This is a genomic window from Rhodococcus sp. NPDC004095 (genome assembly GCF_053604015.1).
Window position 1 is genome coordinate 442,588 of the sequence record NZ_JBSGGS010000004.1, and the last position, 18,187, is coordinate 460,774.

Genomic DNA, 18,187 nt, shown 5'->3' on the forward strand with positions numbered 1-18,187 from the left:
CTCCTCCTACCCCTCGAGCTTGTAACCCAGCCCGCGGACGGTGACCAGGTGCTCCGGCTTGGCCGGGTTCGCCTCGATCTTCGAGCGCAACCGCTTGACGTGCACGTCGAGGGTCTTGGTGTCGCCGACGTAGTCGGCGCCCCACACGCGATCGATCAACTGGCCGCGGGTGAGCACCCGGCCGGAGTTGCGCAGCAGGTACTCGAGCAGATCGAACTCCTTGAGCGGCAACGTCACCGGTTCACCGTTCACCTGAACGGTGTGGCGTTCGACGTCCATCCGGACCGGCCCGGCCTCGAGCACACCGTCGGCAATCCCGCTGTCGGTGTCGTTGTCGGCGCCGCGGCGCAGCACCGCGCGGATCCGGGCGATCAGTTCTCGCGCCGAGTACGGCTTCGTCACGTAGTCGTCCGCGCCGAGTTCGAGACCGACCACCTTGTCGATCTCGCTGTCGCGGGCGGTCACCATGATCACCGGCACCCCGGAGCGGGCACGCAGTTGCTTGCACACGTCGGTGCCGCTCATACCCGGCAGCATGAGGTCGAGGAGCACGATGTCGGCCCCGGCGCGGTCGAACTCGGCGAGCGCGGACGGACCGTCACCGACGACCGTCGCCTCGAATCCTTCCCGGCGGAGAAGGAACGCGAGCGGGTCGGCCAGCGACTCCTCGTCTTCCACGATCAGCACGTTCGTCACCGGTTGGCCTCCATGTTCGTTGCGCCCTGACCGGGTCGCTCTGGGTGAATGGTCGTAATGGACTTGCCTGAGGTTGCGGCGGGGCGCCCGAGCGCGTCGGGCGCCGGTTGGTCGTCGGGTGAATCGGCTTCCTCGGTGTGCGCGGGCACGACCAGGGTGAAGGTGGAGCCGGTCCCGGGCTTGCTCCACAGGGTGATGGAACCGTTGTGGTTGGCGGCGACGTGTTTCGCGATCGCCAGACCCAACCCGGTGCCGCCGGTGGAGCGGGACCGGGCCTTGTCGACGCGGAAGAACCGCTCGAAGACCCGCTCCTGGTCCTCCTTCGCGATGCCGATCCCGCGGTCCGTGACGGCGATCGCGACGTCGTCGCCGCGCAGCGATCGGCTCACCGACACCGCCGACCCCTGCGGCGAGTACGCGATCGCGTTCTCCACCAGGTTCGACAGCGCGGTCACGAGCAGGGTGCGGTCGCCGAGCACCTCGAGGCCGCTCGGCTTGTCCGCGGTGACGGTGATGCCCGCGTTCTCCGCGGTCAGCGTGCTGCGCCGAATGGCCTCGTCGATCACCTCGTCCACCGCGACCGGCTCGAGGTCGGGCAGCTTCTCGGCGCCCTGCAGCCGGGACAGCGCGATCAGTTCGCCGACCATGTTGCCGAGCCGCCGCGACTCGGACAGCACCCGCTCACCGAAGTGCCGGACCGACGCGGGATCGTCGGCGGATTCGAGCAGGGCCTCGGCCAGCAGTCCCATCGCGCCGACCGGGGTCTTGAGCTCGTGGCTGACGTTGGCGACGAAGTCCCGGCGGGTGGCTTCCATCCGCGCCACCTCGGAGTCGTCGTCGGCGAACAGGACGACGAATCGGCGGTCCTCCTCGCTGAGCAGCTGGGCGAGTCCACGGACCGCGATCCGGCCGCGGCCGCGCCCGGGGTTCTTGACGCTGAGGTCGACCTCGACGGGTTCGCCGGTGTCGAGGACCTTGTTCGCCGCGGCCCAGGCGCGCGGTTCGATGGTCCGGTTGTGCACCAGGCCGAGTTCCTCGGCCCGCGGGTTGAACAGGACCACGTCGTGGAATCGGTCGACGACGGCGATGCCGCTCTGGCTGGCGAGCACGATCAGGTCGAGTACCTGGGACATCGTCAGGCCGGCCTGCTCGGCTTCGCGCCGGTTGTAGCGCGCCTTCAGTCGCGGGACGAGCACCCCGCCGACCAGGTAGCCGATCACCGCGGCGGCGGCGACCAGAACGACGACCTGAACAACAGTCACGAGTGAATCGTACGACCGCGAAAACACCGATCGGCGCCGGGTGCAGGCGTTTCGCTGCACGTCACGGCGCCGAACGGCACTGTTTTCCTGCTGTTCACCTGGCGTTCGACCCGGGTCCGCGGATCCGCGTGCGGGGCCCGGGTCGTCGTCATGGTGTTGCTACTTCGCGCCCTGGTTGGCGACGGCCGCGGCACCGGCCGCAGCGGCCTCGGGATCGAGGTAGGTGCCGCCCGGGTTGAGCGGCTTGAGGTTCTCGTCGAGGTCGTAGCGCAGCGGGATGCCGGTCGGGATGTTCAGGCCCGCGATGTCCTCGTCGGAGATGCCGTCGAGGTGCTTGACCAGGGCGCGCAGCGAGTTGCCGTGCGCCGCGACCAGCACGTTCTTCCCGGCGAGCAGCTCCTGGGAGATGGTGTCCTCCCAGTACGGGATCAGGCGCTTGACGACGTCGAGCAGGCACTCGGTCAGCGGGACCTGCTCGAGGTTCGCGTACCGCGGGTCGGCGTCCTGGCTGTACTCGCTGCCGGCCTCGATCGGCGGCGGCGGGGTGTCGTAGCTACGCCGCCACAGCATGAACTGCTCGTCGCCGTACTCGGCCTTGGTCTGCGCCTTGTTCTTGCCCTGCAGCGCGCCGTAGTGCCGCTCGTTCAGGCGCCAGTCGCGGACAACCGGGATCCAGTGCCGGTCGGCGGCGTCGAGCGCGATGTTCGCGGTGCTGATCGCGCGGCGCAGCAGCGAGGTGTACAGCACGTCGGGCAGCAGGTCGTGCTCCTTGAGCAGCTGCCCGGCGCGCTTGCCCTCCGCGACACCCTTGTCCGTGAGCGGGACGTCCACCCATCCGGTGAACAGGTTCATCGCGTTCCATTCGCTCTCGCCGTGGCGGAGCAGCACAAGGGTTCCGATAGTCATGCGCCCATCCTGGCACGCGCCCGCTCCGCCCCGGGCGGGCCACCACCCCGTCGGACCAGGCCATTCTGCGAGTCCCCCTCCTCGATACCCCGCCGCGTGAGATACATGTCACGGCGACAACGACCGTTGTCACCGTGGCGCACGGTCGAACGGGACCCTGACATGCGGGAAAGAAACAACACGATCAGGGTAACCACGGCGTGACGAGGCGGTCGGTGCTGACCGGAATCGCCACCACGTCCCCTTCCCCGGAAATCGCGAACGGCGCCGATCTGGGCCCGTTCGACACCTGACACAACTCTGACGCCGGGCCGGAGGGACGCTGTCGCATCCGCTGCACACCGAAAGACGTCCACAAGCATCCCGATTCGTGTCGCCGGTGGGTGAGTGCATTCGGAGGTAACGCTTCGAGCTCAGCAGCGCAGCAGAATACAAACTCTTCGGTCTGTTCGATTTCGTACGTGTGACGATTGTCGGACCGCACCGGCGCGTGTCCGAAGCCGGGCTTCCTGAGACTCGAGGAGTGCTGCCATGTCGGTTCCCCCGCAAGATCCTCAACAGTCCGGCCAGTACCCGCCCGGTGGGCACGTCGGCCAACCCGCTCAGTACCCACAGCCCGGGCAGTACCCACAGCCCGGCTACTACCAGCAGCCGCCATCCAAGCGGAAGAAATGGCCCTGGATACTCGGCGGCGTCGTGCTGCTGTGCGTCCTGGTATTCGGGGGCTGCGCCGCACTGTTCGGCGGCGCCGCGAACGAAATCGACAAGAATCTCAACGAAGTCGTCAACGTCACCTACGAAGTGACCAGTGACGGTCCGACCGCCAGCAACATCACCTACACGAGCGGCGATTCCGCGAACACCGCACAGGACAATGGTGCCGCCCTCCCGTGGAGCCGCGACGTGACGGTCTCCGGCCTGAAGATCGTGTCCCTGACCGCGCAGGCCGACGACACGGCCACCACGATCACCTGCACCATTCGGCAGAACGGCGCGGTGATCAGCGAACAGACCTCCACTGGTCAGTTCGCTGTCGTGTCCTGCTCCGGCACCGCGGAGTAGGACTCGACGACACCGGCGTGGCGTCCGAAGCGCTCGGCGCGCTCCGGTTCGGTCGGCGCCGGGCCGGCGGGCCGGGCCGTCGCCGCGGGCGCACACTGACGTGATGGACCGAGATCCGCGTGAGCGCTGGATGTTGCACGTCGACCTCGACCAGTTCATCGCCGCGGTCGAGGTGCTGCGCCGGCCGGAGCTCCGGGGCCGCCCCGTCGTGGTCGGCGGCCGGGGCGACCCCACCGAGCGGGGTGTCGTCTCCACCGCCTCCTACGAGGCCCGCGAGTTCGGCGTCGGGTCCGGGATGCCGCTGCGCGTTGCGGCCCGCAAGCTGCGGGACGTGTCCGACGCGGTGTTCCTGCCCGTCGACGCCGACGTCTACACGGCCGCCTCGAAGGTCGTCATGGACACCCTCCGCGGGCTCGATGCCGTCGTCCAGGTGCTCGGCTGGGACGAGGCGTTCCTCGGCGTGCAGACCACCGATCCCGACGCCTTCGCCCGCACGGTGCAGGCCGCCGTCCTCGACGCGACAGGACTGCACTGCTCGGTCGGCATCGGTGACAACACCCTCCGCGCGAAGATCGCCACCGAATTCGGCAAGCCCCAGGGCACATTCCGGCTGACCGCCGACAACTGGTTCGCCGTGATGGGCGACCGCGACACGTCCGCCCTCTGGGGCATCGGCGCCAAGACCGCGAAAAAGCTTGCCGCGCTGGGAGTCCACACCGTCCGCGAACTGGCCGACACCGATGAGGCGACGCTCGCGGCGACCCTCGGCCCGACCACCGGGCCCTGGCTGCGGCGCCTCGCCCTCGGTTGGGGCCGCACCGAAGTCGACGCCGAACCGTATGTGGCCCGCGGGCACGGCCGCGAAACCACGTTCCAGCACAACATCACCGACCGCACCGCGATCACCGACGAGGTGCGCACCCTGGCCGGGCGGGTCGCGGCGGATGTGCGGGCGGAGGGCCGGCCGGCGGTCCGCGTCACCCTCAAGGTGCGCTACGCCCCGTTCGAGACCCATACCACCGGCAGCGCCCTGCCCGAGCCGACGCTCGACGAAGCGGTGATCGCCGAGGCCGCGGTCGCGTTGACCGACCGCCTCGACCCGTCGCGCGCGGTGCGCCTGCTCGGCGTGCGCCTGGACATGACCCCGCCGGGCACCTGACCCGGGGCCCGGCGGACATTCGGCACTGTCAGCCGAACGACCGACGCATCCTCGCGGTATGCAGTGGATCGTGTGGGCACTGCGCGCGTGGCTGGCGGTGTCGATGGTGACCGCCGTCGTGTTCGGCCGCGTCATCCCGGGCACGCGACCGGCACGAGACCTCGCCGCCGCTCGACTACGAGGACGACGAGCCGCCGGCCGCGCAGACTGAGGAGCGATGGGCCTGACGATCCATCCGGCACCTGAGCGCCCGGCGAGCACCCCGACTCGTCGATCGGTCTGTCACGAGGCCGCGCTGGAGTGACCGTCCGCTTGCCCGCCGAAGAAGGTCGCGAACCAGATCCTGGTGACGACCTCCGCAGCCTGCTCCACCGGCATCGTCCGGTCCTGGAGGGCATCCTGCGCGTACCAGACGTACGCGGACTGCTCGACCATGCAGGCCATCGCCTCCACCATCACCGAGGAGGGCTGGCCGGCGACCTCGACGATGCCGCACTTGGACTTCAACGCGGTGGTGAACCGGTCGATGTGCCGGTTGCGCATCTTCCACCAGAACTCCCGGAACTGCGGATCCACGCTGGCGGCCTCGACCAGGGTGCGCATGATGTCGCGGTTGTCGTAGTAGTGCGCCAGGTAGCCGGTGTTCGATTCGAGCAGGGCTTCGTACGGTTCGTCCTCGAGCCGGTGCTTCAGGTTTCCGCTCGCCCGGAACAGGTCGTCGTGGGTGTCGGCGATCAGCGCCGAGAACAGGTCGTCCTTGTCCTTGAAGTACCGGTACAGCCCCCCGAGCGACATGCCGGCCTCCGTGGCCACCCCGCTCATCGTCGTACCGACGTAACCATCACGCGCGAACACGGCCCGGGCCGCGTCGAGGAGGCGGGTGCGAGTCTGACGCCCCTTGGTGGTGTTCGGTACGTGCGGCATACCTCTCCTTTTCGTTGCGCGAATCGTAGCTGGTTAACAGACTGATGATCAGAGTTTACAAAAAAGCGACGTCACTCTCTTGACTGTGAGTCGGGTTACCCCACAGAATCATTCCATCGACGCCGCGATCTCCCCGCGTTGCGCTTCCCCCACCCGGCTTTTCACCGAAACGGAGTCGCTGTGAATTCCCGCGTAGCCACTCTCGCCACCATCGCCCTCGACGGGTGCCCGGCCGGCGAGTCCCCCACCACCGAGACTCCCCTGGCCCTCTTCCGCGGCCACCTGGCGCGGGATCCGCAGGCCGTCGCCGTCCGCGACGACCGCGACCACGTTCTGACCCGCCGCGAACTGTGGGACCTGTCCTCGGAGATCGAGGCCGAACTGATCGAACGCGGCCTCGTCGCCGGCGACGTCGTCGTGGTCTGCCTGCCGAACTGGACCGAGTGGATGGCCGCCTACCTGGCCGTCGTCCGCGCCGGACTGGTCGCGGGCACCCTCCCGGTGACCACCGACCCGAAATCCGTCGCCTACACCGCGAACCTGGTCGGGGCGAAGGCCGTGATCCTGCCGCGATCCCATCGTGGACGCGACTTCACTGCCGAATCCGATGTTCTTGCAGCCGAACTCGGCCGATTGGTCCATGCCCTGCTGATCGACGGCGACCACCGCACCCGCACCTGGCGCACCTTCGACGGACCGGACACCGCCGTCCCCGAGTACCCGGCCGGACTCGCGCACATCCTGTTCTCCTCGTCCACCACCGGCAAGTCGAAGGCGATCGCGCACTCCGAGGCCGGCCTCAGTGCCTACAACCGGATGGTCATCGACCGCTATCAGGTCACCGGCGAGCACCCGATCTTCATGCCCTCCCCACTCGGCCACAGCACCGGCTTCTGGCACGGCGCCCGGATGTCGATGATGACCGGAGCGACGCTGATCCTGCAGGACGCCTGGGACCCGCGCCGGGCACTCGATCTGGTCGACCGATACGGATGCGAGATCACGGTCGCCGCCACCCCGTTCCTCAAGGACGTGGTGGACGCCGAATGGGACTCGGACACACCGAAACTGAACGGATTGCGCGTCTTCCTCTGCGGCGGCGCGCCGGTCGCACCCAGCCTGATCGAGCTCGCCCAGACCCAGATGCCCGGCACCCGCATCGCCGCGATCTGGGCGATGAGCGAGGGCGGCGCCACCTCCAGCCTCCCAGGCGACACCACCGAACTCGTCGCGCGAACCTGCGGGAAGGTGATGCCCGGGGTGGCACTCGAAACGATCACGAAGGACGGCGCCATCGCCCCGCGCGGGACCGACGGCGAGATCGTGATGCGCACGCCCTCATTGTTTCTCGGCTACATCGGCCAGGATGAGCTGTACCGCACCTCGTTCACCTCCGACGGCTGGTTCCGCACCGGCGACACCGGCATCGTCGACTCCGACGGCTACCTGAGGCTGACCGGCCGGATCAAGGACCTGATCATCCGTGGCGGCGTCAACATCTCGCCGGTGGAGATCGAGAATGCCGTCGCCGGACACCCGCAGGTGGCCCGCGTCGCCGTCATCGGACGCCCCGACGACCGCCTCGGAGAACGGATCTGCGCCGTCCTCCAGCCGCTCGGCACCGCCCCCGGCTTCGACGAGTTCGTCGACTGGCTCGCCGAGCGCGGCGTCCCGCGCCGACTGTGGCCCGAGTCCATCGAAGTGGTCACCGAAATGCCCGAGACCCCCGCCGGAAAGATCCGCAAGAACGTTCTCAGAGACATGATCTCGACAGGAGCAGACATGACCAGCGGCACCACCGATCTCGTCACCGAGACCGTCACACTGCGCGACATCGACGTCACCTACACCCGCGCCGGCTCCGGGCCCGCCGTCGTGCTGATCCACGGCCTCGCCGAGGACCGCCTGAGCTGGCGCACGGTGCAGCAGGCCGGAATCGGCGAGTACACCACCTACGCCTACGACCTGCGCGGGCACGGCCGGAGCACCGCCGGCTCCGGCGACGGCACCCTCACGCAACTGCGCGACGATCTGATCGTCTTCCTCGAGCAGGTCACCGGACCGGCCGTCTGCATCGGTTTCTCCCTCGGCGGCACCGTCGTCCTGTCCGCCGCCGCGCAGCGCCCCGACCTGGTCACCGCGGTCGTCGCGCTCGGCACCTCCAGCGTCGTCGGCCGCGGCGCCGCCGGCTTCTACGCCGGCCGGATCGAACTGTTCCGCGGCAACGACGAGGCCGCACAGCGCGAGGCCCTGCACGCGGACACCGCTGCCGCCCTGCACAATCCGTCCTCCGACGTGGACGCCGTCACCACCGCGCGGCTGGCCGCCGTTGGAGACGCCGCGGGCTACCTCAACGCTTCCACCGCGATGGCCGCGCTCGTCGACGCACCGCTCACCCCGGCCCTCGCCGAGATCGGCACCGACACCCCGGTCACGATCATCGGCGCCGACCACGACAGCTTCTGTCCCAGGAAGGCCGCCGACATCATCCTCGGCGCGATCGGGCACGCGAGCTACACCGAGATCACCGAAGCCGGGCACCTGATGGTGGTCGACCAGCCCCAGCAGACGATCGCCCTCCTCCGCCGCACCCTCGCCGGCTGACCCCGCGCACCGCGCACCCCTTCCCCCCTCGAAAGGCCTTGCCATGCAAGAACGTCCCACTGCCCTCGTCACCGCCGCCGCCGGCGCCGGCATCGGCGCCGCGATCGCCTCACGCCTCGCCGCCGACGGCTTCGACGTGATCGTCACCGACATCCACGAACGCCGGTGCGGCGAGCTGGCCGCCAAACTGTCCGCCGAGCACGGCCGCGAGTTCTCCCACCACCTGCTCGACGTCACCGACGAGGCGCAGGTCGAGGCCGTCGTCGCGAAGATCGCCGAGACCAAGGGCCGCCTCGACGTGCTGGTCAACAACGCCGGCTGGTCGAAGATCGAGCCGGTCGCCGAGATGTCCTCCGAGACCTGGAAACGCTGCCTGGACGTCGACCTCACCGGCACCTTCCACACGATGCGCCACGCCCTGCCCCTGATGCAGCAGGCCAACTCCGGCGCAATCGTCAACATCTCCTCGATCTCCGCCTACGAGACCAGCACCGAGCACGGAGCCGCCTACTCCGCCGCCAAGGCCGGTGTCCTCGCGCTCACCCGCGTCGCCGCCGCCGAGAACGGCAAGTTCGGCATCCGCGTCAACGCGGTCACCCCCGGCCTGATCTACAACGACTTCCTCCGCAAGATCTACCCCGACGAGTTCTTCTCCGGCTACGCCGAGAACCGGTCCCTCGTCGGCCGCGTCGGCCGCCCCGAGGACGTCGCCGGCCTGGTGTCGTTCCTCGTCGGCCCCGACGCCGGCTACGTCACCGGCGAGGTGTACGGCATCTCGGGTGGGGTGCATCCGCATGGCTGAGTCTCCCCTGCACCTGCCGGTGCGTGAACTCACCAGCGCCTACGCCCGCGGCGACCTGGACCCGGTCGACGTCACCGAGGAGGTCCTGGACCGGATCGAGCGCCTCGACGGCCGACTCCACGCCTACGTCACGCTCACCCCCGCGCTGGCCCGCGCGCAGGCCGCCGACGCCGCCGCCCGCTACCGGGCCGGCGAGACCGGACAGCTGCTCGGCGTGCCGGTGTCCATCAAGGACGCCTTCCACCTCGCCGACACCGAAACCGGCCTCGGCTCCCTCACCCAGCGCGGCCGCGTCGCCCGCTCCGACTCCGGGGTCGTCGCCCGGCTGCGTGCCGCCGGCGCCGTCATGCCCGGCAAGACGAACGTTCCCGAGTTCTGCCAGTCCGCCACCAGCGACAACCGGCTCGGCCCCGACACCGGCAACCCCTGGGACGTCACCCGCACCCCCGGCGGGTCCAGCGGTGGCGCCGCGGCCTCCCTCGGCGCCGGCCTGGCCTCCCTGGCACTGGGCTCCGACGGCGGCGGCTCCATCCGCATCCCCGCCGCGTTCAGCGGCCTCGTCGGGTACAAGCCGACCACCGGCATGTGCCCCGACGAGCGCGGGTTCCGGGCGATGACCGACTTCGTCACCGCTGGCCCCCTGGCGTGGACCGTCGACGACGCCCGGCTGATGGTCGAGGTCCTCGCCGACACCACACTGGTGCGGCGCACCGGGCCGAAGCTGCGGATCGCGTATTGCCCACGGCCCGAGGGCCGTCCGGTGGATCCGCCGATCGCCGCCCGGCTCGACGTGGTCGCGGGCGTGCTGTCCGATCTCGGCCACGAGGTGGTGCAGCGGGACATCCCGATCGACGGATGGAGCGACATCTTCGGTCCACTCGTCCTCGACGACGAACTGCGCGAGCGTGGGCACCTGCTCGAAAACCCGGACCTGCTCACCGCATACGAGCACGCCAGTCTGCGGGCGGCGAACAAGCTGGCCAGTTCCGACGTCGCCCGGGCCAGGGAGGCGCTGCCGGAGTTCCGCCGCCGAATCGACCTGTTCCTGGGTCGTTTCGACGCGGTGCTCACCCCGACCGTTGCGACGGTGGCGTTTCCGCACGGCGACCGGCCCGAGGCAATCGACGGCGTCGAGGTGGACTGGCTGTGGGGAGCGTTCCCGTTCACCTCCCCATTCAACGTGGCCGGCACCCCCGCGATCACGCTGCCCGTCGGCCTGTCCGACGGACTGCCGATCGGCGCCCAGCTCGTCGCGGCGCAGGACCGGGACGCGGACCTGCTGAACCTGGCCGAATCCCTCGAATCCGCACTGGCATTCGACTACAGCCCACTGCGTGAGCGGTGGGCCGTCCCGCGCCTCGACGGCGTCGAGGTCATGCCACAGCCGGAGCCGGTGTCGTGACCGGCGCCCAGCTCACCCTGCGTCGGAACGGGGACGTCCTCGAGGTCGTCCTCGACCGGGCGGACCGCCGGAACGCGTTGTCCCGCAGCCTGCTGCGGGAACTGCGGGAGACGTTCACCGGCCTGCCGGCGGACGTGCGGGCGGTGCTGCTCACCGGCAGCGGCCGGGTGTTCTGCGCCGGCGCCGACTTCGCGGACCTGACCGGCACCTCCGCTGACCTGGACTACGACGTCGACCTCGACGCCGCAGCCGCCGCGATCCGCGGGGCCGCGGTCCCGGTGGTCGCCGCGATCGACGGACCGTGCGTCGGCGCCGGGGTCGAGCTGGTCACCTCCTGCGACGCCCGCATCGTCGGCGCCGGGGCCTGGTTCCGGGTCCCCGCCGTCGAACTCGGGCTGTTGTACAACCCGAAGTCGATCCGCAGGATCCACGCCACCCTGCCGCGGGCCACCGTCACCCGGCTGCTGGTGCTCGCCGACCGCTTCGACGCGGACGACGCCGTCGCCGGCGGCCTGGCGACCCACCGCGCCGACGGTGAGCCGCGCGAGCAGGCCCTGGCGCTGGCCACCCGGCTCGCGTCGATCCCGCCGGACGCGCTCGCCGCGACCCGCGCGCTGCTGCGCAGTCTCGACGACGGCCGCTACGACGACACCGAATGGCATGCCACCCGCATCGGCCTGCTCGACAGCCCGGCCCGGCACGCCGCCGTCGCGGCCGCCTCCGAAAGACACGGCGGCAGTGCCGCTGTCACCACCGTCCCCGAACCCACCACCGGCGGCACCGCCGCCCCCAAGCGCTGAGGACATTCCATGACGAACACCTCCCTCACCCCCGATCCCCGCGACTTCCTCGCGCTCGAGCAGCTGCTCAGCGAGGAGGAGCGGATGGTCGCGCACACCGTCCGTCAGCTCGTGGGCGAGCAGATCAAGCCGAACGTCGGCGAATGGTTCGAGAACCACGAGTTCCCGAAGGAGATGGCGCTCGAGTTCGGGAAGCTCGGCATGCTCGGCATGCACCTCGACGGCTACGGCTGCGCAGGCATGAGCGCCGTCGCCTACGGCACGGCCTGCCTCGAGCTCGAGGCAGGCGACAGCGGCGCCCGCAGCTTCGTCTCGGTGCAGGGCTCGCTGGCGATGTTCCCGATCTGGAAGTTCGGATCCGAGGAGCAGAAGCAGGAGTGGCTGCCGCGGATGGCCGCCGGCGAGGCCATCGGCTGCTTCGGCCTGACCGAACCCGACTCCGGATCAGACCCGTCGAGCATGCGCACCACCGCCAAGCGCGACGGGGACGACTGGATCCTGGGCGGCACCAAGATGTGGATCACCAACGGTTCCCTCGCCGACGTCGCGGTGATCTGGGCGATGACCGAGGAGGGCATCCGCGGCTTCGTCGTCGACACCAAGACCCCCGGCTACCAGGCCCGCAAGATCGAGAAGAAGCTCTCGCTGCGCGCGTCGGTGACCGCCGAGATCGTCCTCGACAACGTGCGCCTGCCCGGCTCAGCGGTGCTGCCGAACGTCGTCGGGATGAAGGGCCCGCTGTCCTGCCTGAACGAGGCCCGCTTCGGCATCCTGTTCGGCGCGGTCGGCGCCGCCCGCGACTGCTACGAGACCGCGCTCGAGTACACACTGCAGCGCACCCAGTTCGGCAAGCCGATCGCCGGCTTCCAGCTCACCCAGGGCAAGCTCGCCGACATGCTGATCCGGGTCAACCGGGCGCACCTGCTGGCGATCCACCTCGGCAAGCTCAAGGACGCAGGCCAACTGGCTCCGGCGCAGATCAGCTTCGGCAAGAAGGACAACGTCGCCCAGGCCCTGCACGTCGCCCGCGAGGCTCGCGGCATGCTCGGTGCCAGCGGAATCACGTTGGAGTACCCCGTGATCCGGCACATGAACAACCTCGAGTCCGTGTACACCTACGAGGGCACCAACGAGGTGCACACCCTGGTCCTCGGCCAGGCCGTCACCAACATCGGAGCCTTCCGGTGAGCGCCGTCGCCGCCCTCGAGGGCCACGACCTCGGCACCCGGGTCGTCTCCTACACCGAGACCGACGCGATCCTCTACGCGTTGTGCGTCGGAGCGAAGCCGGACCAGCTGCCGCTGGTCTACGAGCGGGACCTGCGCGTGCTGCCCACGTTCGGGCTCGGCCTGGGCCTGTGGGCCGTCGAGGACGCGGGCGGGCTCGGCGCCTACGACCGGCTCGAGTCGCTGCACGCGGCGCAGCAGTTGGTCGTGCACGCTCCGCTGCCGGAGGCCGGGAAGCTCGAGATGCGCGCCGCCGTCGCGCAGGTGTGGGACAAGGGCAACGCCGCCACCATCGACATCGCCGTCGAGTGCGAGCAGTTCACCGCCACCTACGCCATCCACCTGCCCGGCTCCGGCGGCTGGGGCGGCGAGCGCGCCCCGTCGAGCCCACGCGTCGATCTCGACGGCGCCGCCTTCGAGCGGCAGTTCCGGGTCGAGCCGAATCTGCCTGCGCTGTACCGGCTCACCGGCGACCTGCACCCGGTGCACATCGACCCCGAGGTTTCCACCGGCTACGGCTTCGACCGCCCGATCCTGCACGGCCTGGCCACCCTCGGCATCGCCGCCCGCACCGTCGCCGAGGCGGCCGGCGCCCAGCCCTGGGAACTGACCGAACTGCGGGCCCGGTTCGCCGCACCGGTCCTGCCCGACAACACCCTCACCATCCGCGCGCAGGCCGGCGATGGCGGCGTGGACTTCGACGCCCGCATCGACACCACCGGCGTGCTCACCGGCGGGCACGCCCGCTTCTGACCGCTCCCCCAGTTCGAACCGGATTTTCAGCTCTACCGAAGGACCCCCAAGTACCTCGAGAAGTCCCCGCTGAAAGGGCACCTCCCATGACCACACCCGCAGCCTCCAGCTTCGGCACCAAGCAGCAGAAGCGCGCCTTCCTCGCCAGCCTCGTCGGCACCACCGTCGAGTGGTTCGACTTCTTCATCTACGCCACCGCGGCCACCCTGGTCTTCAAGACGATCTTCTTCCCGGCGTTGGGGGGCAACGTCGGCACCCTGGCATCCTTCGCCACCCTCGGCGTCGCGTTCCTCGCCCGCCCGGTCGGCGCGTTCATCTTCGGTCACCTCGGTGACCGGCTCGGCCGACGCACCACCCTGATCACCACCCTCACCGTGATGGGTGCCGCCACCGGTCTGATCGGTCTGCTTCCCACCTGGGATCAGGTCGGCATCTGGGCGCCGATCATGCTGACCGCCCTGCGGTTCCTCCAGGGCGTCGCGGTCGGCGGCGAGTGGGGTGGTGCGGTGCTGATGAGCGTCGAGAACGCTCCGAAGTCCCGGATGCGCTTCTACGGCTCGGCGCCGCAGATCGCCAGCCCGCTCGCCCTCGTGCTCGCCACGATCGTCATGTACTTCGTCGCCCGGATGCCCGAGGACCAGCTGATGTCCTGGGGTTGGCGGATCCCGTTCCTGGCCGGCTTCGTGCTCGTCGTGATCGGCATGATCATCCGCCTCGGTGTCGAGGAATCCAGCGAGTTCACCGAGGTGAAGGAGACCGCCGCGGTCGTCGAGCATCCGATCCTCGAGGTCATCCGCACCATGCCCGGCAAGGTGCTCGCCGGAATCGGTCTGCAGGCCAGCGTGATCGTGCTGTTCTACCTGATCACCACCTACATGCTCACGATGGCCACGAACATCCACGGCTTCACCCGGAGCGACACCCTGATGATCCTGCTGATCGCCGCGACGGTCGACCTGTTCGCGATGATCGGGGTCGGCATCCTCTGCGACAAGGTGCCCGCGTGGACCGTCTTCATCGGCGGCGTGGTGTTCACCGGCGCCTTCGCCTTCCCGCTTTTCGCCCTGTTCAACACCGGCAACATGGCGCTGATGACGGTCGCGTTCACCTGCGCCCTCGTCCTCGGCCACGCCACCACCTACGCCGTCGTCTCCTCGATGACCGCGCAGCTGTTCCCGACCGAGGTCCGCTACAGCGGTGTCGCGCTGTGCAGCGCGTTCGCGGGTGTCGCCTGGGCCGCCCCGACCCCGCTGGTCGCTGCCGCACTGGTACCCACCGACGGCTCGAAGCACTGGTGGCCGCTGGCTGCGGGCCTGGTCCTGTGCGCGATCATCTCGTTCGTGTCCGCGTACAGCACCCGCCGCTCGTTCGTCACCGAGACCGAAGACGCCGACGGCGAACGCGACACCGTCGCCCGACCGGTTCCCGTCGCAGACCCGGTGTGACCCACCCCTCTGCGGCCGTAGGCCCATCTCGCCCATCCAGCCAGGAGTAACCATGACCGTCACGCTCACCGAGGAGCAGCGCGAATTCGCTGCCGCAGTCCGCGACTTCTGCCGCCGCGAGGTCGGTACCCGCGAGCAGCGCGACAAGCTCACCGACTGCGGCCGCGAGGGACACAGCCTCGAACTGAACCGGCGGATCGCCGAATTCGGTTGGGCCGCCATCAACGTCGCCGAGGAGTACGGCGGCGCCGGTGGCAACCACGTCGACCTGTGCGTGCTGCTCGAAGAGTTGGCCCGCGGGATGGCGCCGGTGCCCTGGCACGGCACCACGCTGATCACCGGCGGCATCTACTCCAAGTTCGCCTCCGAGGAGCTCAAGACACAGGTCCTCGGCCGGCTCGCCGAGGGTGCAGCGCTGGCGATCTCGATGTCGGAGCCGGGCGCCGGATCGGATGTCGCGGCCCTGACCTGCCGCGCCGAACGTACCGACGACGGCTGGGTGGTCAACGGCCAGAAGACGTGGTGCACCAATGCGCACCTCGCCGACAGCATCCTGCTGGTGGCCCGCACCGAGCGCGGCGAGCGCAAGCACCACGGGCTCACCATGTTCCACGTGCCTGCAGGCACGCCGGGCATGGCGGTCAAGGGCATCGACACGATGAACGGCACCGAGGTCAACGACCTCTACTTCACCGACTGCGTGCTGCCCGCCGACGCGGTGGTGGGTGAGGTCGGGCAGGGCTGGGCCCAGCTGATGGCCGGGCTGGCCACCGAGCGGCTGATCCTGGCCGCGCAGCTGCTCGGCACCGCCGAACGGGCCTTCGACGACTGCCTGACCTTCGTCACCGACCGCACCCAGTTCGGTCAGCGGGTCGGCTCGTTCCAGGCGGTCAAGCACCGGCTGGCGGACCTGGCGACGGAGATCGAGTGCGCCCGGCTGCTGGTGTATTCCGTTGCGGCACAGGCCGACGACCCGGCGAGCACCGGAAATCTCGCGCGGGCGTCGTCGATGGCCAAGCTCAAGGCCACCGAGGTCGCCAAGGCGATGTCCCTCGAGGGCATGCAGATGATGGGCGGCTACGGCTACTCCACCGAGTTCGACATGGTGCAGCACGTCCGCACCGCCCTCGGTGCCACCATCTACGGCGGCACCAACGAGATCCAGCGGGAGATCATCGGAAAGTCGTACGGTCTCTGAGCCGCCCGCCGCCTCCCCGGGTGGCCGGAGACCGTCACAGAAGTGGGCGTCGGGCACGGGAAGCGATTCCCGTGCCCGACGCCCACTTTCCGTCGGCGGCTGCCGCGCCTAGGAGGTGTACTTGTAGAAGCCCTCGCCCGTCGCGACCCCGAGTTTGCCCTTGTCGATGTAGTTCTCCTTGATGTACTTCGCGAACCGCTGCTGCGGCTCGTCGCCGGCGGCGGAGATGTTGTAGGCGGTGGTCAGACCGACGATGTCGTAGATCTGGAACGGTCCGAGCGGGGCTCCGGTACCGATCCGCCACGTCTTGTCCACGGTCTCGGGGTCGGCGATCCCGTCGACGAGCAGCTCGGCGCCCGCACGGAGGAACGGCACGAGCAGCGAGTTGAGGACGTAGCCTGCCTTCTCCTTCTTGAGCTCGATCGGAACCATGCCGATCGCGGTGGCGAAGTCGACGACGCGGCGGTAGACCTCGGGATCGGTGCTGTCGGTGCCCATCACCTCGGCGGTGTTCTGCCGCCAGACGTGGTTCGCGAAGTGCAGGGCCAGGAACTTCTCGGGGCGGCCGGTGAACTCCTTCAGGTCGCTCGGCAGCAGTGTCGAGGAGTTGGTCGCGAAGATCGTCTTCGCCGGCGCCACCTCGCCGAGCCTGGTGTAGGTGTCGCGCTTGAGGTCGAGGATCTCGGGGATGGCCTCGATCACGAGGTCGGCATCCTTGACGGCATCTGCGAGATCCGCGGAGTACGAGATCTTGCCGAGCGCGTTCTGCACCAATTCGTCACTGGCGCCGGGAACCTCGGCCTTGTAGGTCTCGGCGAGGCCCGCGAACCGCGCCTTCGCCTTCTCGAGGATCTCGTCGCTGATGTCGTAGGCGACGACGTCGACGCCGTGATAGGCGCTCTGGTAAGCGATCTGGGAGCCGAGGACACCCGTCCCCAGCACGGTGATCTTGGTGATGGCGGTCATCAAGCTCTTCCCTTCGTTGACTGCTGTTGTGGACGGCGGGCCTGGTAGCCCGCCACGATCAGTTCGACCTGACGGCGCAGCGCGCCGGAGGCGACGCCGGGCTCGGACGCCCGGACGACTGGCCCTGCGATCTCCAGGTGGAGGACGGCGAAGACCGCCCGCCCGGCGGCGGTCGCGTCCTCGTCCGCGGGATCGCCGCCGGTGAGGCACGCGGCGATCAGCTCCTCGAGGCGGGTGACGATCTGCAGTCCGGCCACCCGGAACGGGGCGTCGGGCGGACCGAACAGCAGGTCGCGTTGGTAGGCGACGAGGTTCTCGTCGTGATCGCGGCCCGAGTGGATCACCGGGCCGATCAGCGCGAGCACCCGCTGCACGGGGTCGGCGACTCCCGCCGACTCGACCTCGCCCTGGGCGACCGCCGCGGCGAAAGCCTCGTTGTAGACCATGAGAAGCAGTTCGGCCTTCGACGACGCGTATCGGAACAGCGTCCCGATCGCGACGTCCGCGCGGTCGGCGACCTGCTGGGTCGTCACGGCCTCGTAACCGTTCTCGGCGAACAGGTCCCGCGCGGCGCGGCAGATCCGGGTCTGCTTCTCGGCCTTGCCGCGTTCACGGCGGCCCCCTGCGGTTCGTTGCATCGGATCTCACCTCCCGCAGCCACCTGATCGAATTTGACTCATTAATGAGTCTACTCAGTTTTCTGCTTCTGACCCCAGGTAGTGGTGGGTTTCACGCGGCACCCCCAAGCCGACCCGGGCCACGTCGACCAATACCACCACCCTGACACAGAAGGGCTAGGTCGTCCGGGTGAACCGAATGCCTGAGCACCTCGGCCAACTCCGATGATCCGGGCGCACGCTTGCGGCCATGTGTGGGTACGCGCTCCGATTCGCGGGTCGACATCCGGGCATGTGGGACAGCGGATACATCGGCTTCGTCAGGGCGCGTCACCGTCGTCTTTCTCTTTCCGGTCGCGCCCCCA

At 69.3% G+C, this 18,187-nt stretch carries 17 protein-coding genes; 11 read left to right on the forward strand and 6 right to left on the reverse strand.

What is annotated here, in order from left to right:
* Window positions 1-6: 6 nt before the first annotated feature.
* The 3 genes from ACWEPG_RS10315 to ACWEPG_RS10325 all read right to left on the reverse strand — a co-directional run bounded on the left by ACWEPG_RS10315 (window position 7) and on the right by ACWEPG_RS10325 (window position 2,864).
* Window positions 7-696, reverse strand: coding sequence for a winged helix-turn-helix domain-containing protein (locus tag ACWEPG_RS10315; RefSeq protein WP_450117072.1), 690 nt, complete (start codon window positions 694-696; stop codon window positions 7-9).
* Window positions 693-1,958, reverse strand: a complete 1,266-nt coding sequence (locus ACWEPG_RS10320) for a sensor histidine kinase (protein ID WP_450117073.1) — start codon at window positions 1,956-1,958, stop codon at window positions 693-695. The genes ACWEPG_RS10315 and ACWEPG_RS10320 overlap by 4 nt, the downstream gene beginning before the upstream one ends.
* A gap of 159 nt (window positions 1,959-2,117) precedes the next feature.
* Window positions 2,118-2,864, reverse strand: coding sequence for a phosphoglyceromutase (locus tag ACWEPG_RS10325; RefSeq protein WP_450117074.1), 747 nt, complete (start codon window positions 2,862-2,864; stop codon window positions 2,118-2,120).
* Window positions 2,865-3,395: 531 nt separating this feature from the next.
* On the opposite strand from ACWEPG_RS10325, the gene ACWEPG_RS10330 reads away from it, so the two are divergent.
* The 3 genes from ACWEPG_RS10330 to ACWEPG_RS10340 all read left to right on the forward strand — a co-directional run bounded on the left by ACWEPG_RS10330 (window position 3,396) and on the right by ACWEPG_RS10340 (window position 5,296).
* Entirely contained in the window at window positions 3,396-3,926 is a 531-nt protein-coding gene (locus tag ACWEPG_RS10330; protein ID WP_450117075.1) for an MmpS family transport accessory protein, read from the forward strand.
* Window positions 3,927-4,029: 103 nt separating this feature from the next.
* Complete coding sequence (locus ACWEPG_RS10335) at window positions 4,030-5,085, forward strand: DNA polymerase IV (protein ID WP_452594342.1); 1,056 nt, start codon at window positions 4,030-4,032, stop codon at window positions 5,083-5,085.
* A gap of 58 nt (window positions 5,086-5,143) precedes the next feature.
* On the forward strand, window positions 5,144-5,296 hold the full coding sequence (locus tag ACWEPG_RS10340; RefSeq protein WP_450117076.1) for a hypothetical protein: 153 nt from the start codon (window positions 5,144-5,146) through the stop codon (window positions 5,294-5,296).
* A gap of 71 nt (window positions 5,297-5,367) precedes the next feature.
* Here ACWEPG_RS10340 and ACWEPG_RS10345 read toward each other — a convergent pair whose 3' ends face one another.
* Window positions 5,368-6,009, reverse strand: coding sequence for a TetR/AcrR family transcriptional regulator (locus ACWEPG_RS10345; protein ID WP_450117077.1), 642 nt, complete (start codon window positions 6,007-6,009; stop codon window positions 5,368-5,370).
* A 180-nt stretch (window positions 6,010-6,189) separates the two neighbouring features.
* On the opposite strand from ACWEPG_RS10345, the gene ACWEPG_RS10350 reads away from it, so the two are divergent.
* From ACWEPG_RS10350 to ACWEPG_RS10385, 8 genes are all read left to right on the forward strand, one after another.
* On the forward strand, window positions 6,190-8,613 hold the full coding sequence (locus ACWEPG_RS10350) for an alpha/beta fold hydrolase (RefSeq protein ID WP_452594343.1): 2,424 nt from the start codon (window positions 6,190-6,192) through the stop codon (window positions 8,611-8,613).
* 43 nt (window positions 8,614-8,656) lie between these two features.
* Window positions 8,657-9,415, forward strand: coding sequence for an SDR family NAD(P)-dependent oxidoreductase (locus tag ACWEPG_RS10355; protein WP_450117079.1), 759 nt, complete (start codon window positions 8,657-8,659; stop codon window positions 9,413-9,415).
* Entirely contained in the window at window positions 9,408-10,817 is a 1,410-nt protein-coding gene (locus ACWEPG_RS10360; protein WP_450117080.1) for an amidase, read from the forward strand. Before ACWEPG_RS10355 ends, ACWEPG_RS10360 begins: the two co-directional genes overlap by 8 nt.
* Window positions 10,814-11,617: an enoyl-CoA hydratase/isomerase family protein gene (locus ACWEPG_RS10365; protein ID WP_450117081.1), complete on the forward strand. Its 804-nt coding sequence runs from the start codon at window positions 10,814-10,816 to the stop codon at window positions 11,615-11,617. The genes ACWEPG_RS10360 and ACWEPG_RS10365 overlap by 4 nt, the downstream gene beginning before the upstream one ends.
* A gap of 9 nt (window positions 11,618-11,626) precedes the next feature.
* Window positions 11,627-12,805 carry an acyl-CoA dehydrogenase family protein gene (locus ACWEPG_RS10370; protein ID WP_450117082.1) on the forward strand — a complete coding sequence of 393 codons (1,179 nt, stop codon included), beginning with the start codon at window positions 11,627-11,629 and terminating at the stop codon, window positions 12,803-12,805.
* Window positions 12,802-13,596, forward strand: a complete 795-nt coding sequence (locus tag ACWEPG_RS10375) for a MaoC/PaaZ C-terminal domain-containing protein (protein ID WP_452594344.1) — start codon at window positions 12,802-12,804, stop codon at window positions 13,594-13,596. Before ACWEPG_RS10370 ends, ACWEPG_RS10375 begins: the two co-directional genes overlap by 4 nt.
* Window positions 13,597-13,682: 86 nt before the next feature.
* Complete coding sequence (locus tag ACWEPG_RS10380) at window positions 13,683-15,041, forward strand: MFS transporter (RefSeq protein ID WP_450117084.1); 1,359 nt, start codon at window positions 13,683-13,685, stop codon at window positions 15,039-15,041.
* Window positions 15,042-15,093: 52 nt separating this feature from the next.
* Window positions 15,094-16,239 carry an acyl-CoA dehydrogenase family protein gene (locus tag ACWEPG_RS10385; protein WP_452594345.1) on the forward strand — a complete coding sequence of 382 codons (1,146 nt, stop codon included), beginning with the start codon at window positions 15,094-15,096 and terminating at the stop codon, window positions 16,237-16,239.
* 108 nt (window positions 16,240-16,347) lie between these two features.
* Here ACWEPG_RS10385 and ACWEPG_RS10390 read toward each other — a convergent pair whose 3' ends face one another.
* Complete coding sequence (locus tag ACWEPG_RS10390; protein WP_452594346.1) at window positions 16,348-17,205, reverse strand: 3-hydroxyacyl-CoA dehydrogenase; 858 nt, start codon at window positions 17,203-17,205, stop codon at window positions 16,348-16,350.
* Window positions 17,205-17,843 (reverse strand): TetR/AcrR family transcriptional regulator, encoded by a 639-nt coding sequence (locus ACWEPG_RS10395; RefSeq protein ID WP_450117265.1) that lies wholly within the window; start codon window positions 17,841-17,843, stop codon window positions 17,205-17,207. Before ACWEPG_RS10395 ends, ACWEPG_RS10390 begins: the two co-directional genes overlap by 1 nt.
* Window positions 17,844-18,187: the final 344 nt, after the last annotated feature.

Bases quoted from the DNA above. Each gene is read 5' to 3' on its own strand.
- ACWEPG_RS10390 (WP_452594346.1), bottom strand. From the start codon at position 17,205: ATGACCGCCATCACCAAGATCACCGTGCTGGGGACGGGTGTCCTCGGC.
- ACWEPG_RS10340 (WP_450117076.1), top strand. From the start codon at position 5,144: ATGCAGTGGATCGTGTGGGCACTGCGCGCGTGGCTGGCGGTGTCGATG.
- ACWEPG_RS10345 (WP_450117077.1), bottom strand. From the start codon at position 6,009: ATGCCGCACGTACCGAACACCACCAAGGGGCGTCAGACTCGCACCCGC.
- ACWEPG_RS10385 (WP_452594345.1), top strand. From the start codon at position 15,094: ATGACCGTCACGCTCACCGAGGAGCAGCGCGAATTCGCTGCCGCAGTC.
- ACWEPG_RS10395 (WP_450117265.1), bottom strand. From the start codon at position 17,843: ATGCAACGAACCGCAGGGGGCCGCCGTGAACGCGGCAAGGCCGAGAAG.
- ACWEPG_RS10360 (WP_450117080.1), top strand. From the start codon at position 9,408: ATGGCTGAGTCTCCCCTGCACCTGCCGGTGCGTGAACTCACCAGCGCC.
- ACWEPG_RS10355 (WP_450117079.1), top strand. From the start codon at position 8,657: ATGCAAGAACGTCCCACTGCCCTCGTCACCGCCGCCGCCGGCGCCGGC.
- ACWEPG_RS10325 (WP_450117074.1), bottom strand. From the start codon at position 2,864: ATGACTATCGGAACCCTTGTGCTGCTCCGCCACGGCGAGAGCGAATGG.
- ACWEPG_RS10330 (WP_450117075.1), top strand. From the start codon at position 3,396: ATGTCGGTTCCCCCGCAAGATCCTCAACAGTCCGGCCAGTACCCGCCC.
- ACWEPG_RS10335 (WP_452594342.1), top strand. From the start codon at position 4,030: ATGGACCGAGATCCGCGTGAGCGCTGGATGTTGCACGTCGACCTCGAC.
- ACWEPG_RS10380 (WP_450117084.1), top strand. From the start codon at position 13,683: ATGACCACACCCGCAGCCTCCAGCTTCGGCACCAAGCAGCAGAAGCGC.
- ACWEPG_RS10370 (WP_450117082.1), top strand. From the start codon at position 11,627: ATGACGAACACCTCCCTCACCCCCGATCCCCGCGACTTCCTCGCGCTC.